Genomic DNA, 14,018 nt, shown 5'->3' on the forward strand with positions numbered 1-14,018 from the left:
GGCTCAGGGCGCCTTCAGGGTCGTACGGGCCAGCTCGTACGCCGGGAGCATCGCCCGGTGCTCCTCGGTGTCCAGTCCGCCGAGGTGGACGACGACCACCCCCTCCGGGGTGGCGACGGCGAAGGCGCGCTCCTCCTTCTCCTCGTCGAGGAGTGCGCTCCGCACCGTGTAGGTCGCCTCGACGGCGGGCAGCGCGCCCGCCGTCGTCTCCCGGTACGAGACGCCCGAGGCCTTCTTCTCCGCCTTCACGAAGCCTTCGAGCGCGGCCCGCGCGGGCGAGGGGGCGGAGCCCTTCTCCGCCGTCCACACCCGCAGGAAGCCGAGGTGCCCGGCCGGCTTGGCGTCCACCTCGCAGCGGGCGGTGGCCGGGCCCTGGCGGGTGAGCGCCGCGAACTCGGGGTCCTCGGGGTTCCTGATCGCCTTCGGCTCCCAGGCCTTCGCGAGGGAGAAGGAGACCGGCAGCGCGCAGGCCGTCCCCGGCCCGCCGAGGGAGGCCGCCGCGACGGGCGCGTCCGGCGCCCCGGTGGCCGACGGCGTCCCGGTGGCCGGGGGCTTCGTGCCGGCGGGCCGGTCGGGCACGGCCACCGTCACGGGGCCGCCGCAGCCGGTCAGCAGCGGCCCCGCAGCGAGGAGTACGGGGAGCAGGACCCGTATCGGAAGTCTCATGATCGGCAGACTAGCCCCGGCCCCGCCCCGCGCGGACGTCAGGAGAGCTTGCCGCCGTAGTCCGGGAGCTTGAAGGCGCGCTCGGCGTGGCCGCCGACCAGGTCGGTGGTGTTGTTGCCGATGTTCGCGATGATCGTGTAGCCCTTGGCCTCGATCTCCGCGCGCTTCTCCGTCTTGTACGCGCCGACCCCGGCGAACAGGTCGGGCAGCGAGCGCACGTACAGGCCGTCGACCGGGTAACCGGCCTTCTTCAGGTTCCAGTCGGTGAGGGAGTGGACGATCCCGGGGCGGGCGGTGACGAAGAAGACGTCCACCCCGCGCGCGTGGGCGTCCCGGGCGAGGTCGCGGACCTCGGGGACGGCCGGGGTGGGCAGCTCCCAGAACGGGTGGAAGTCCGTCTCCAGGGAGCTGTTGTCGATGTCGAGGACGAGGGCCTGCTTCTCGCGCCCGGCGTCCTTCGCGCGCTCCTCGACGTACGGACGTGCCTCGGCGACGACGGCCGCCACGTCACGGCGCCAGGTGCCGTGGTCGACGCCGGCGAGCGCGGCGGTCGACACCACGTGGCCGTCCGGGTCGGAGGCGACGGAGGCGGTGGCCGCGGAGGCGGCGGGCGCGGGCCCGACGACGAGGAGGGCGGAGAGGGCGAGCGCGGCGGTGGAACCGGCGGCGGCACGCCGGTGGAGGGGGGTGGAGGGCATGGGGGGCTCCCGAGAGGTCGACCGACTCAGTGGTTGACATGCTCACGGCCCATACTGACGGGTAGGCGACGGGAGGGCTACCGGTCGGTAGCGGGTTTCTGAGCACCCGTGGCCGAAGGGCGGGTTCCACTTCCGGCGGGGCGACGCGCGGGCGCGCGCGGAGTGCCGTACGGGGTGACGTGCGTCCCGTTGTGGACGCGGACCGGCCCGCCGGATGATCGGAGGACCGAACCGGAGGGAGCGCCATGCGGTACGCCGAGGAGCCGAGCGCACACTGTGACATCCACGTCGGGGCGGCCGTGCCGCGGGTCTGGGAGCTGGTGACCGACATCCTGCTGCCCGTCAGGTTCAGCCCGGAACTGTGCCGCGCCGCCTGGCTCGACGGGGCGGAAGGGCCCCGGGTGGGCGCGCGCTTCGAGGGCCACAACCACCACCGGCTGCTCGGCGAGTGGCGGACCGTCTCCCACGTCACCGAGCTGGACGGTACGGGCGAGCGGCGGGTGTTCGCCTGGGCGGTCACGGACGCCGACGGCCGCTACGGCGGCCCGGCCCCGGACCCGGCGCGGCCCATGGCGGCCTGGCGCTACGAACTCGCGCCCGGGGCCGGCGGCACCCGGCTCCGCCAGTCGGTCCGCCTCGGCCCGGCCCGCAGCGGCGTCTCCCTGGCCCTCGACCGGTGGCCGGACCGCGAGGAGCGGATCGTCGCCGCCCGCGTCGAGGAGCTGCGGGCGGGGATGGAGGCGACCCTCGCGGGCATCAAGTCCCTCGCCGAGAGGGGCGCGTGACCCCTTCCGTACGGGAAGAGCCCCCGCCCCGGTGACGGCCGGGGGCGGGGGCTCTTCGGCGCACTGCCGCGGGATCAGGCCAGACCGGGACCGCGCACCGGGATGTGCGTGAACGTCGGCTCCGGCGCCGGATTCTGGAAGAAGTCGTTCCCCTTGTCGTCGACGACGATGAACGCCGGGAAGTCCTCGACCTCGATCCTCCAGACCGCCTCCATGCCGAGCTCCTCGTACTCGACGACCTCGACCTTCTTGATGCAGTCCTGCGCCAGGCGCGCCGCCGGGCCGCCGATCGAGCCGAGGTAGAAGCCGCCGTGGCTGCCGCACGCGTCCGTGACCTGCTTGGAGCGGTTGCCCTTGGCCAGCATGACCTTCGAGCCGCCCGCCGCCTGGAACTGCTCCACGTACGAGTCCATGCGGCCGGCCGTCGTCGGGCCGAAGGACCCGGAGGCGTACCCCTCGGGGGTCTTCGCCGGGCCCGCGTAGTACACCGGGTGGTCCTTCAGGTACTGCGGCATCTCCTCGCCCGCGTCCAGGCGCTCCTTGATCTTGGCGTGCGCGATGTCGCGCGCCACGACCAGCGGGCCGGTCAGCGAGAGGCGGGTCTTGACCGGGTACTTGGTCAGCTCGGCGAGGATCTCGTCCATCGGCTGGTTGAGGTCGATCCGCACGACGTCGGAGGCCTCGTCGAGGTGCTCGTCGGTGGTCTCCGGCAGGAACCGCGCCGGGTCCGTCTCCAGCTGCTCCAGGAAGACGCCCTCGGCGGTGATCTTCGCGACGGCCTGGCGGTCGGCCGAGCAGGAGACGGCGATGGCGACGGGCAGCGAGGCGCCGTGGCGCGGCAGGCGCACCACGCGCACGTCGTGGCAGAAGTACTTGCCGCCGAACTGCGCCCCGATGCCGATCCGCTGCGTCAGCTCGAAGACCTTCTCCTCCAGCTCCTTGTCGCGGAAGCCGTGGCCGGTCTCGGCCGAGCCCTCGGTGGGCAGCTCGTCCAGGTAGTGCGCGGAGGCGTACTTCGCGGTCTTCAGGGCGAACTCGGCGCTGGTGCCGCCGACGACGATCGCCAGGTGGTACGGCGGGCAGGCGGCCGTGCCGAGCGAACGGATCTTCTCCTCCAGGAACTTCATCATGGAGGCCTCGTTGAGGACCGCCTTGGTCTCCTGGTAGAGGAACGACTTGTTGGCCGAGCCGCCGCCCTTGGCCATGAAGAGGAACTTGTACGCGCCGCCGTCGGTCGCGTACAGCTCGATCTGCGCGGGCAGGTTCGAGCCGGTGTTCTTCTCCTCCCACATGGTCACCGGGGCCATCTGCGAGTACCGCAGGTTGAGCTTGGTGTACGCGTCGTAGACGCCCTTGGACAGGGCCTCCTCGTCGCGGCCGGAGGTCAGCACGTTCTGGCCGCGCTTGCCCATGACGATCGCGGTGCCGGTGTCCTGGCACATGGGGAGGACGCCGGCGGCGGCGATGTTCGCGTTCTTGAGGAGGTCGAGCGCGACGAACTTGTCGTTGGCCGACGCCTCCGGGTCGTCGATGATCCGGCGCAGCTGGGCCAGGTGGGCCGGGCGCAGGAAGTGCTGGATGTCGTGGATCGCCTCGGCGGCCAGCCGCCGCAGCGCCTCGGGCTCGACCTTGAGGAACGTACGCCCGTCGGCCTCGAAGGTGGAGACGCCTTCGGCGGTCACCAGGCGGTAGGGCGTGGTGTCCTCTCCCAGGGGGAGCAGATCGGAGTACGAAAACTCTGGCATGACGGCGGTCATTCCTCACTCGGCGGGCGGCGGCGCCGCCTCCGTTGGCAACGCGCCCTCCAGCGTAGAACGCGCCCGTTCCGACGAGCCTGTGAGGTAAGGCTCACTTGGATCCGGCCGTGTCCCGCCGCGGCTTCGTCCACAGGTCCCGGCCCGCCCCCTGGTCGCGATCTATCGCGTTTCGCTAGGCTGGCTCCGTGGACCTCGAAAAGCAGCCCGAACCCGAGAAGCAGCCGCAGCCGCAGCGGTCGGCCGCCCCCGCCGAGACCGCCCCCGCGGCGCCCGCCTTCGCCGATCCGCAGGGCTCGCTGCGGGCCTCGGACGCGGACCGGGACCGGATCGCCGACATCCTCGGCGAGGCCCTGGCCGAGGGCAGGCTGGACGCCGAGGAGCACTCGGACCGGATCGACGCGGTCTACCGGGCCAAGACGGTCGGGGAGCTGGAGCCGATCGTCCGCGACCTGCCGGCCGCCCGGACCTCCCGGCCCGCGCCCGACCCGGCCTACGCCTACGGGCCCGACGACCGGGACGGCCCCCCGGAGAACCTCGTCGCGGTCTTCTCCAGCACCACCCGCAAGGGCCGCTGGCGGGTGAGCCGCCGGACGAACGCCTTCGCGCTCTTCGGCAACATCGAGATCGACCTGACCGAGGCGATCTTCGCCCAGCGCCTGACCACCATCAACGCCACCTCGATCTTCGGCAACGTCGAGGTGCGGGTCCCGGAGAACATCAGCCTGCGCGGCAACGGCAGCGGGGTCTTCGGGAACTTCGAGGTCGTGACCCTGGAGGGCGTCGACCCGCAGGCCCCGGTCGTCGTCATCAACGGCTACTCGGTCTTCGGGAACGTCGAGGCGCGGCCCAAGCGCGGCAAGTGGATCACGGACCTCCAGGGCAGGATGCGCAAACACCTCGGCCACTGACGGGCGTTCGCGGGCGGCGGGGCGCTCCGGGGCGGATGACCGGAATCCGCCGCCGGCCCTCCGCAGTCCGGAACGGCACGGCACCCAGTGCATAGGCGCGCGCACAGCGGGTAAGGCTCGTGGCATCGCCTCTCGCTCGCGAAGCCGTCGTCAGTCGTCAGGAGTAGACCGTGCTGCAACTGCCGCATCAGCCCCTCCAGGCCGTCGCCGTCCCCCCCGCCCGCACCCCGGCCCGGGAGGACGCGGGCGGCCCGTGGCACGCGGAGGCGGTGTGCCGTCGTGACGAGGCGGGACTCTTCTTCGCCCCCTCCAAGGAGCCGACGGCCGCGCGCCTCGCCCGCGAGGAGGCCGCCAAGCAGGTCTGCGCGCGCTGCCCGGTGATGGTGGAGTGCCGCGAGCACGCACTGCTCCAGCCCGAGCCGTACGGGGTGTGGGGCGGGCTCACGGCGGCGGAGCGCCGCGTCGTCCTCGCCCGGCGCCGGCGGCGCGAGGTGGAGCTGAGGAAGGCCGCCGCGACGGAGCGGATCGCCCAGGCGGGCTGACGCGAGGAGCGGAGCCGGGCGCCGGGCGGGACAGCAGGACCGGAGCCGGGCACGGAGACCTCCGCCGGTCCGTACGGGAAGGGGCGCCCCCACCGCACATGGGGGCGCCCCTCTTCGTACCGTCCGCGGGTCCGGCCCGCCCGGTCCCGGCCTACTTGGCGCGGTCGAAGTCGATCTTGCTGTACGCGCGCAGCTTCGAGAGCCGGTGCGTGGAGTCGATCTGGCGGATCGTGCCGGACTTCGAGCGCATGACGAGGGACTGCGTGGTCGCCGTCTCGGCGCGGTAGCGCACCCCGCGCAGCAGCTCGCCGTCGGTGATGCCGGTCGCGACGAAGAAGACGTTGTCGCCGCTGACCAGGTCGTCCGTGGAGAGCACCCGGTCCAGGTCGTGGCCCGCGTCGAGGGCCTTCTGGCGCTCGGCGTCGTCCTTCGGCCACAGCTTGCCCTGGATCACGCCGCCGAGGCACTTGATCGCGCAGGCGGAGATGATGCCCTCGGGGGTGCCGCCGATGCCCATGAGCATGTCGACGCCGGTGCCCTCGCGGACGGCCATGATCGAACCGGCGACGTCGCCGTCCGAGATGAACTTGATCCGGGCCCCGGTCTCGCGGATCTCCTTGACGATGCCCTCGTGGCGGGGGCGGTCCAGGATGACGACCGTGATGTCCTCGGGCGAGGAGTTCTTCGCCTTGGCGACCCGGCGGATGTTGACCGAGACGGGGGCGTTGATGTCGACGAAGTCGGCGGCCTCCGGGCCGGTGACCAGCTTGTCCATGTAGAAGACCGCGGACGGGTCGAACATGGTGCCGCGGTCGGCGGCGGCCAGGACGGCGATCGCGTTCGGCATGCCCTTGGCGTTGAGCGTGGTGCCGTCGATCGGGTCGACGGCGATGTCGACCTCGGCGCCGGTGCCGTCGCCGACCCGCTCGCCGTTGAAGAGCATCGGGGCTTCGTCCTTCTCGCCCTCGCCGATGACGACGACGCCGTCCATCGAGACGGTGGAGATCAGGGTCCGCATGGCGTTGACCGCCGCGCCGTCCGCGCCGATCTTGTCGCCCCGGCCGACCCAGCGTCCGGCGGCCATGGCGGCGGCCTCGGTGACGCGCACCAGTTCGAGGGCGAGGTTGCGGTCGGGGGCCTCGGGAGAGACCTCCAGCTCGGGCGGGAGGGTGTGCTCGGTCATCGGGGCGCACCTTTCTGTACGGCGACGGCCGCAAAATAAGAGGGTCCCGTGACTCTATCGTCAGGTCGACAAAATGAGCAGAGGGGCCCACGTATGAGCACGGGACCGTGATGCGACCATGGGGGGCGTGGCAGGTATGCGAGGCAGGCAGACGGTACGCGGGATGTTCCAGTCCCTCGGTGTGATCATGGTCGCCGCGGGCGTGATGTATCTCTTCATCCCGCACGACGAGCACGCGGACCCGGTGAAGGCGAAGGACTACCGGGTCGAGCTCCTGACGGCCCAGCGGGCGGCGCCGTATCCGGTGCTGGCGCCCGAGGGCCTCGAGAAGGGCTGGAAGGCGACGGTCGTCTCGTACAAGCGGGAGGACGCCGACGCCTGGCAGCTCGGCTTCCTCTCCCCGGACACCCAGTACGTGGCGATCCACCAGTCGACGGCGGAGCCCCGCGAGTTCGTGCCCGACGTGACGCGGAAGGCGAAGGACACCGGGAGGACCCAGACGGTGGACGGCGTGGTCTGGCACCGCTGGGAGGGGCCGAAGTACGACGCGCTCGTGCGGACGGAGGGCGGCGCGACGACGGTGGTGACCGGCACGGCGTCCTTCGAGCGGCTGGCCGAGATGGCGGGCTCGCTCCGGTCGTCGCAGAAGGCCTGAGGGGCACGCGACGGCGTACGGGAAGGGCCCCGCACTCCACGAGTGCGGGGCCCTTCCCGTGCCCGTACGGGCCGTGGTCACCGGTCTCAGACGGTGGTGACGACCTCGTCGAAGGAGAGGCGCGGGGAGCGCGGGAACCAGGCGTCCTCGCCCGGCCTGCCGATGTTGACGACCATCAGCGGGGTGTGGTCGGCGTCGAGGAACTCCTTCTGGACGCCGGCGAAGTCCAGGCCGGTCATCGGGCCGGCGGCCAGGCCGGCGGCGCGGACGCCGACGATGAAGTACGCGGCCTGGAGGGCGGCGTTCAGCACGGCGGACTGCTCGCGGACGGGGCGCTCGGCGAAGAACATGTCCTTGGCCTGCGGGAAGTGCGGGAGCAGGGCCGGCAGGTCCTCGTGGAACTCGTTGTCCGCGGAGAGGATCGCGACGAGCGGGGCGGCGGCGGTCTTCGGCCGGTTGCCCTCGGCCATGTGCTTGACCAGGCGCTCGCGGGCCTCGGGGGAGCGGACCAGGGTGATGCGCAGCGGGGTCTGGTTGAAGGCGGTGGGGCCGTACTTCACCAGGTCGTAGATCGCCTGCACCTGCTCGTCGGTCACCGGCTCGTCGGTGAACGTGTTGGCGGTGCGGGCCTCGCGGAAGAGGAGGTCCTGGGCGGCGGGATCAAGGGCGAGAGACATGCTGCGTACCTTCCGGACTGCACAAAACTGCACAAGGTGGGGGCCGCCCGTGCGGAGTTCGAGCGACGTCCTCGACAGTACGCCTCCGATTGGTGAAAATTCAACTATCCAATTCGGATAGTGATCCGCTTCACTCGTGAGTCTACGCCGGGACGGCCGCGCCCCGGAAGGTCACTCCTCGTTCGGGCCTTCCTCGCCGTCCGCGTCCGCCGCGAGCGCGGCGTCCAGGCGGGCCCGGGCGCCCTCCAGACGGAGCCGGCACACCTTCGCCAGCTCCTCGCCCCGCTCCCAGAGGGCGAGGGAGTCCTCCAGGGTGGTCCCGCCCGCCTCCAGCCGCCGGACGACCTCGATCAGCTCGTCCCGCGCCTGCTCGTACCCGAGCGCCGCCCCGTCCGCGCCCTTGTCCGTGTTCGTAGCCGCTGCCATGTCCGTCCTTCCGTCGTTCCGTCGTTCCGTCGTTCCGTCGAGGTGATGGGGTGGTCGGTGACGAGGCCTCCGGGGGCCGCTCAGCCGGCGTCCGCCACGCGCCGCACCGCGAACTCGCCCTCCGCGACCCGGGCCCGCAGCTCCTCGTCCCCGGCGACCTCGCCGGGGGAGCGGACCACCGTCCCGTCCGCCCGCTGGAGCACCGCGTACCCCCGCTCCAGGGTCGCGGCGGGCGACAGCGCCCGGACCCGCGCCCGGGTGTGCGAGAGCTCCGAGTCGGCCCGGTCGAGGAGGTGGCCGAGCACCCGCCGGCTCCGGGCGAGCAGCGCGGACACCTCGTCCTCGCGCACCTCGACCATGCGCACCGGCTGCTCCATGACGGGCCGCGCGAGCGCGTGCGCCAGACCGCGCTCCTCCCGGTCCAGGAGCCCCTGCACGGTCCGCAGCGCCCGGTCCCGCAGACCGCGCACCCGGTCGAGCTCCTCGCCGACGTCCGGGACGACCTTCTTGGCCGCGTCCGTCGGCGTCGAGGCCCGCAGGTCGGCCACCAGGTCGAGCAGGGGCGAGTCCGGCTCGTGCCCGATCGCGGAGACCACCGGCGTACGGCAGTCGGCCACGGTCCGGACGAGCTGCTCGTCCGAGAACGGCAGCAGGTCCTCGACGCTGCCGCCGCCCCGGGCCACGACGATCACGTCCACGTCCTCGTCCGCGTCGAGCTCCCGGACCGCCCGGACGACCTGCGGGACGGCCTTCACGCCCTGCACCGCGACGTTCCGCACCTCGAAGGCGACGGCGGGCCAGCGGCGGCGCGCGTTCTCCAGGACGTCCCGCTCCGCCGCCGACGCCCGGCCGCAGACCAGACCGATCCGGCGCGGCAGGAACGGCAGCGGCTTCTTCCGGTCGAGCGCGAACAGCCCCTCGGCCGCCAGGGACCGCTTCAGCTGCTCCAGGCGGGCGAGCAGCTCCCCGATCCCGACCGGCTTGATCTCGGCGGCCCGCAGCGACAGCTGACCGCGCGGCGCGTACCACTCGGGCTTGGCGTGCACGACGACCCTCGCGCCCTCCGACACGAGGTCCGCGACCGCGTCGAAGACCTGCCGGTAGCAGGTGACGCCGATCGAGACGTCGTGCGAGGGGTCCCGCAGCGTCAGGAAGACGACCCCGGCACCGGGACGCCGCGACAGCTGCGTGATCTGCCCCTCGACCCAGATCGCCCCGAGCCGGTCGATCCATCCCCCGATCATCCGGGAGACCTCACCGACGGGCAGCGGCGTTTCGGCGGACGTAGTCAGAGCCATGGACCGAGCGTAACGGCGCGGTACGACAACGTCAGGACGGCGTACGGCGGCGGCCCGGGCGCGGGGAGGGGCCCCGGGCCGGGCGCGGGGGCGGGCCCCGGGTCCCGTACGGCCCCGCCCGTGCTCACCGCGTCCGCGACGCCCCCTGGACGGCCAGCACCACCAGGCCGACGCCCAGCCAGACCACGCCCACCACCTGGGCCGCCGCCGAGGCCTCGACGATCACCGCGACCAGGATCGCCGCGCCGACGACCGGCGCCACCACGTGCTTCAGCACGTTCGGCGGCCCCTCCCCCCGACGGACGGCGAACCAGCCCACCACGCTCGCGTGCAGCAGGACGAAGGCGGTGAGCGCGCCGATGTCGACCACCGACACCAGGTGGTCCAGGCCGTCGTCCCGCCGCGCCGCCCACACCGCCGCGACCATCGTCACGGCGGCGGACACCAGCAGCGCCACGCGCGGCACGCCGCCGTCCGTACGGGCGAGCAGGTGCGGCAGCCGCCGGTCGCGGCCCATCGCGAAGAGCAACCGTCCGCCGGCCGCCTGTCCCGCGAGCGCCGCGAAGGCCGCGCCGATCGCCTTGGAGGCGGCCACCAGGTCGTGCAGCCAGCCGCCGACCGAGGCGTCCACGGCGTCGTAGAAGGCGGAGCCCTGCTTGCCGGGGTCGGCGGCGAGCTCGGCGGACGAGACCGGTTCGAGCAGCGCCACCAGCCAGGTCTGCGCCACGAAGAGCGTGCCCGCGAGCGCCAGGCAGAACAGCAGCGCCCGCGCCACCTTCGCCGAACCCCCGGTGACCTCCTCCGCGAAGGAGGCGATCGCGTCGAAGCCCAGGTAGGAGAGGACGGCGACCGAGACCGCGCCGATCACCGCCGCGAGCGAGAACGACGCGTCACCGGTCAGCGGCGACCACCAGTCCCGCTGCGCCCCGTCCCGTACGAGCACCACCGCGGCCGACGCGACGAAGACGAGGAGCACGGCGATCTCCAGGGCGAGCACCGCGAAGCCGACGCGGGCCGCCGCCCGCACCCCCCACAGGTTGAGCAGGGTGGTGAGGACCACGGCGATCCCGGTCCACACCCACCGGTCGACCTCCGGGACGAGCGCCTCCATGGCGATGCCCGCGAAGAGGTAGGCGACGGCGGGGATCAGCAGGTAGTCGAGCATCGCCATCCACCCGGCGACGAAGCCCGGCCCCTCCCCGAGGCCCTTGCGCGCGTACGTGAAGACGGAGCCGGCCTGCGGCGCGACCCGCACCATCTGGGCGTAGCTGAACGCCGTGAACGCCATGGCGACCGTCGCCACCACGTACACGAGCGCGACCGCGCCGTGCGACCTGGCGTCGAGCGTCCCGAAGACGCCGACCGGAGCCATGGGCGCGATGAAGAGCAGCCCGTAGACGACCAGGTCGCGGAACCCGAGGTTCCGCCGGAGCCCCGTGTGGTCCGCACCGCCGCCACCGTCGCCGTTCCCGCCCGCCGCCACCTGCGATTCCTCGGCCATGAGGCCAGTTTCGGCCACGGGGGCGGTCGAATCGCCGAACGACGCGGCGGTACGGCCGGGCGGGGCACGGCACCGGCGCGGAGACCGACCGCACGCCCGCCGACACGGGAGGGCGGAGGCGCGGCCTTACGATGGGACGCATGACTGCAACGCCCGCGTCGACGCCCGATCCCGCCCCCGCGACGAACCGCCCGAAGCGTGTCCTGCTCGCCGCTCCCCGCGGCTACTGCGCGGGCGTGGACCGTGCCGTGATCGCGGTGGAGAAGGCCCTGGAGCAGTACGGGGCCCCGATCTACGTCCGGCACGAGATCGTCCACAACAAGTACGTCGTCCAGACCCTGGAGCGGAAGGGCGCGATCTTCGTCGACCAGGCGACCGAGGTGCCGCCGGGCAACATCGTGATGTTCTCCGCGCACGGCGTCGCCCCGACCGTCCACGAGGAGGCCCGGCAGGGCCGGCTCGCGACCATCGACGCCACCTGCCCGCTGGTCACCAAGGTCCACAAGGAGGCCGTCCGGTTCGCCAGGGAGGACTTCGACATCCTCCTCATCGGCCACGAGGGCCACGAGGAGGTCATCGGCACCTCCGGCGAGGCCCCGGACCACATCCAGCTGGTCGACGGCCCCGAGGACGTCGCCAAGATCGAGGTCCGCGACCCCTCCCGGGTCGTCTGGCTCTCCCAGACCACGCTGTCGGTGGACGAGACGATGGAGACGGTCGACGCGCTGAAGGAGAAGTTCCCGCAGCTGATCTCCCCGCCGTCCGACGACATCTGCTACGCCACGCAGAACCGCCAGACCGCGATCAAGGAGCTGGCCGGCCAGGCCGACCTCGTGATCGTCGTCGGCTCGAAGAACTCCTCCAACTCGATCCGCATGGTCGAGGTCGCCAAGCAGGCCGGCGTGCCCGCCGCGTACCTCGTGGACTTCGCGAGCGAGATCGACGAGGCCTGGCTGGAGGGCGTGACCAGCGTCGGCCTCTCCTCCGGCGCCTCCGTCCCGGACGTCCTGGTGCAGGAGGTCCTGGAGTGGCTGGCCGAGCGGGGGTACGCGGACGTCGAGATCGTCAAGACGGCCGACGAGTCCCTGACCTTCTCGCTCCCCAAGGAGCTCCGCGACAAGGACCTGCGGGCCGTGGCCGAGAGGCTCGGCGCGGGCGCGGCGGCCTCCGGGGAGTGACGGCCGGACCGGCCGGGTGTGGCCCGGTCGGGGAGTAACCCGGCGCCCCAGCCCTTACGGTGGGTCCATGAACGTCTTCGGAGTGGACATCGGCGGCTCGGGCATCAAGGGCGCTCCCGTGGACCTGGAGCGCGGCACGCTCACCGAGGAGCGCCACAAGGTACTGACCCCGCAGCCCGCCACACCCGACGGTGTGGCGGGCTGCGTCGCGGAGGTCGTGGCGCACTTCGGCTGGACGGGCCCGGTGGGGGTGACCTTCCCGGGCGTGGTGACGGGCTCCACGATCCGTACGGCGGCCAACGTGGACAAGTCCTGGATCGACGTCGACGCGGGCGCGCTGATCGGCGAACGGATCGGGGGCCTCCCCGTGACCGTCCTGAACGACGCGGACGCGGCGGGGGTCGCGGAGATGACCTTCGGCGCGGGCCGGGGCCGCAGGGGCACGGTGATCATGCTGACCCTCGGCACGGGCATCGGCTCGGCCCTGTTCGTCGACGGCCGGCTCGTCCCGAACACGGAGCTGGGTCATCTGGAGCTCAAGGGTCACGACGCGGAGAAGCGGGCCTCGACGAAGGCCAAGGAGGACGAGGACCTCAGCTGGGAGCACTGGGCGACCCACCGGGTGCAGAAGTACCTGGCGCACGTGGAGATGCTGTTCTCGCCGGAGCTCTTCATCATCGGCGGCGGCGTCAGCCGCAAGGCGGACAAGTTCCTGCCGCTGATCGAGGGGATCCGGGCGGAGATCGTCCCGGCGGAGCTCCAGAACAACGCGGGGATCGTGGGGGCGGCGATGGCGGCGGCCGGGGAGTGAGGGAAGGGGCCCGGGGCCCGGGGGCTCACCGGGCCTTGGCGGCCTTGGCTGCGGCCTTGGCGGCCTTGGAGCTTTTGACGACGGGGGCGGCGGACCCGGTGGTCCCGGTGGTGGCGGTCCGGTTCCGCTGCTGCCGCCGTCCCGTGTCCCGCACCTTCCGGACGACGGCGACGAGGCCGGCGACCAGGGTGCCGCCGTACAGCCACCCGGCGTGCACGGCGAGGGCGGTCACGACGGCCATGGCCTGACCGCCGAGACCGCCGGTGCCGCCCGCGACGGGGACGACGCCGACGGCGAAGGCGATGGGGACGCCGATGGGGGCGGCGACCAGGTCGGCGGTACGGACCCAGAGCGCGGTCAGGGCGCTGACCGGCAGGAACAGCAGCCCGTAGACGACGGGGGAGCCGTCGAGGAGCAGCAGGTCGAGGACGCCGATCGCCAGCATGACGGCGGAGGCGAAGAGCCCGGCGCCGAGCCCGGTGAGACGGGGCGCGGGCAGCCGCCGCAGGGCGAGGACGACGGGGGGCACGGGCCGGCCGCCGGGCCGCCGGGCGGGGGCGGACCCCGGAGCGCGGCCGGGGGCGCGGCCGGGAACGCCGGGCGCGGCGGCCCGCTCGACGCGGGCGCCGCCGGGGGTCCGCCCGGTTCTGCCGGTCACGCGGTGCACGGCGGCGCCCTCCACGGACGGGCCGGAGGGCGCGGCGGGCGGCGGGGCGGCGGCCGGCGAACCGGACTTTCTCGGCCGCCGACGCCCCTGAGGCTGACTTGTCCTGTGCTGCTCCACCCGACCAACGTAGGTCGGGAAGGGGCGGGAACCGGGTCCGGGACACGCCCTTTGGGTGACCTTGCCCCCGAGATCGACCGAAGGTCGGCGTCACTGGCCGGTTCGGCCCGCCCGTAAACTGGGGGATCGGCCCACCATCCACACTTCAG

15 protein-coding genes are annotated in these 14,018 nt (G+C 73.0%); 6 read left to right on the plus strand and 9 right to left on the minus strand.

Going from position 1 to position 14,018, the window contains the following annotated elements; all coding sequences use genetic code 11:
- Nucleotides 1–3: 3 nt before the first annotated feature.
- Complete coding sequence (locus ACFY7E_RS03445) at nt 4–666, minus strand: lipoprotein (protein WP_389480245.1); 663 nt, start codon at nt 664–666, stop codon at nt 4–6.
- Between the two features lie 38 nt (nt 667–704).
- Entirely contained in the window at nt 705–1,364 is a 660-nt protein-coding gene (locus ACFY7E_RS03450; protein WP_389480247.1) for an HAD family acid phosphatase, read from the minus strand.
- A 245-nt stretch (nt 1,365–1,609) separates the two neighbouring features.
- On the opposite strand from ACFY7E_RS03450, the gene ACFY7E_RS03455 reads away from it, so the two are divergent.
- Entirely contained in the window at nt 1,610–2,149 is a 540-nt protein-coding gene (locus tag ACFY7E_RS03455) for an SRPBCC family protein (RefSeq protein ID WP_389480250.1), read from the plus strand.
- A gap of 74 nt (nt 2,150–2,223) precedes the next feature.
- Here ACFY7E_RS03455 and ACFY7E_RS03460 read toward each other — a convergent pair whose 3' ends face one another.
- Nucleotides 2,224–3,894 carry a fumarate hydratase gene (locus ACFY7E_RS03460; RefSeq protein ID WP_389480253.1) on the minus strand — a complete coding sequence of 557 codons (1,671 nt, stop codon included), beginning with the start codon at nt 3,892–3,894 and terminating at the stop codon, nt 2,224–2,226.
- 197 nt (nt 3,895–4,091) lie between these two features.
- Here ACFY7E_RS03460 and ACFY7E_RS03465 point away from each other — a divergent pair, with 197 nt between their 5' ends.
- Both ACFY7E_RS03465 and ACFY7E_RS03470 read left to right on the plus strand, forming a co-directional pair.
- Nucleotides 4,092–4,814, plus strand: a complete 723-nt coding sequence (locus tag ACFY7E_RS03465) for a DUF1707 domain-containing protein (RefSeq protein ID WP_389480257.1) — start codon at nt 4,092–4,094, stop codon at nt 4,812–4,814.
- A gap of 170 nt (nt 4,815–4,984) precedes the next feature.
- The gene (locus ACFY7E_RS03470; RefSeq protein WP_383447107.1) at nt 4,985–5,356 is read left to right on the plus strand and encodes a WhiB family transcriptional regulator; all 372 of its coding nucleotides are present in this window, start codon (nt 4,985–4,987) and stop codon (nt 5,354–5,356) included.
- Nucleotides 5,357–5,507: 151 nt separating this feature from the next.
- Here the strand turns inward: ACFY7E_RS03470 and glpX are convergent, their stop codons facing one another.
- Nucleotides 5,508–6,539, minus strand: coding sequence for a class II fructose-bisphosphatase (gene glpX / locus ACFY7E_RS03475; RefSeq protein ID WP_121832572.1), 1,032 nt, complete (start codon nt 6,537–6,539; stop codon nt 5,508–5,510).
- A 118-nt stretch (nt 6,540–6,657) separates the two neighbouring features.
- Between glpX and ACFY7E_RS03480 the strand changes: the two genes are divergently transcribed.
- On the plus strand, nt 6,658–7,194 hold the full coding sequence (locus ACFY7E_RS03480; RefSeq protein WP_383447111.1) for a DUF4245 domain-containing protein: 537 nt from the start codon (nt 6,658–6,660) through the stop codon (nt 7,192–7,194).
- Nucleotides 7,195–7,280: 86 nt separating this feature from the next.
- Here the strand turns inward: ACFY7E_RS03480 and ACFY7E_RS03485 are convergent, their stop codons facing one another.
- The 4 genes from ACFY7E_RS03485 to ACFY7E_RS03500 all read right to left on the minus strand — a co-directional run bounded on the left by ACFY7E_RS03485 (nt 7,281) and on the right by ACFY7E_RS03500 (nt 11,096).
- A complete protein-coding gene (locus tag ACFY7E_RS03485; protein WP_389480262.1) occupies nt 7,281–7,871 on the minus strand; it encodes a malonic semialdehyde reductase in 591 nt (196 codons plus the stop codon).
- Nucleotides 7,872–8,042: 171 nt separating this feature from the next.
- Complete coding sequence (locus tag ACFY7E_RS03490) at nt 8,043–8,297, minus strand: exodeoxyribonuclease VII small subunit (protein WP_389480265.1); 255 nt, start codon at nt 8,295–8,297, stop codon at nt 8,043–8,045.
- Between the two features lie 80 nt (nt 8,298–8,377).
- Entirely contained in the window at nt 8,378–9,595 is a 1,218-nt protein-coding gene (gene xseA / locus ACFY7E_RS03495; RefSeq protein ID WP_389480268.1) for an exodeoxyribonuclease VII large subunit, read from the minus strand.
- 124 nt (nt 9,596–9,719) lie between these two features.
- The gene (locus ACFY7E_RS03500) at nt 9,720–11,096 is read right to left on the minus strand and encodes an APC family permease (protein ID WP_389480271.1); all 1,377 of its coding nucleotides are present in this window, start codon (nt 11,094–11,096) and stop codon (nt 9,720–9,722) included.
- A gap of 131 nt (nt 11,097–11,227) precedes the next feature.
- Here ACFY7E_RS03500 and ACFY7E_RS03505 point away from each other — a divergent pair, with 131 nt between their 5' ends.
- Together ACFY7E_RS03505 and ppgK are read left to right on the plus strand one after the other, a co-directional pair.
- Nucleotides 11,228–12,274 (plus strand): 4-hydroxy-3-methylbut-2-enyl diphosphate reductase, encoded by a 1,047-nt coding sequence (locus ACFY7E_RS03505; RefSeq protein WP_389480274.1) that lies wholly within the window; start codon nt 11,228–11,230, stop codon nt 12,272–12,274.
- Nucleotides 12,275–12,341: 67 nt separating this feature from the next.
- Nucleotides 12,342–13,085 carry a polyphosphate--glucose phosphotransferase gene (ppgK, locus tag ACFY7E_RS03510; protein ID WP_389480277.1) on the plus strand — a complete coding sequence of 248 codons (744 nt, stop codon included), beginning with the start codon at nt 12,342–12,344 and terminating at the stop codon, nt 13,083–13,085.
- A gap of 25 nt (nt 13,086–13,110) precedes the next feature.
- Here the strand turns inward: ppgK and ACFY7E_RS03515 are convergent, their stop codons facing one another.
- Entirely contained in the window at nt 13,111–13,869 is a 759-nt protein-coding gene (locus ACFY7E_RS03515; protein ID WP_389480280.1) for a DUF6542 domain-containing protein, read from the minus strand.
- Nucleotides 13,870–14,018: the final 149 nt, after the last annotated feature.

This window comes from Streptomyces sp. NPDC012825, from assembly GCF_042900925.1.
In the GTDB taxonomy this organism is placed as follows: domain Bacteria; phylum Actinomycetota; class Actinomycetes; order Streptomycetales; family Streptomycetaceae; genus Streptomyces.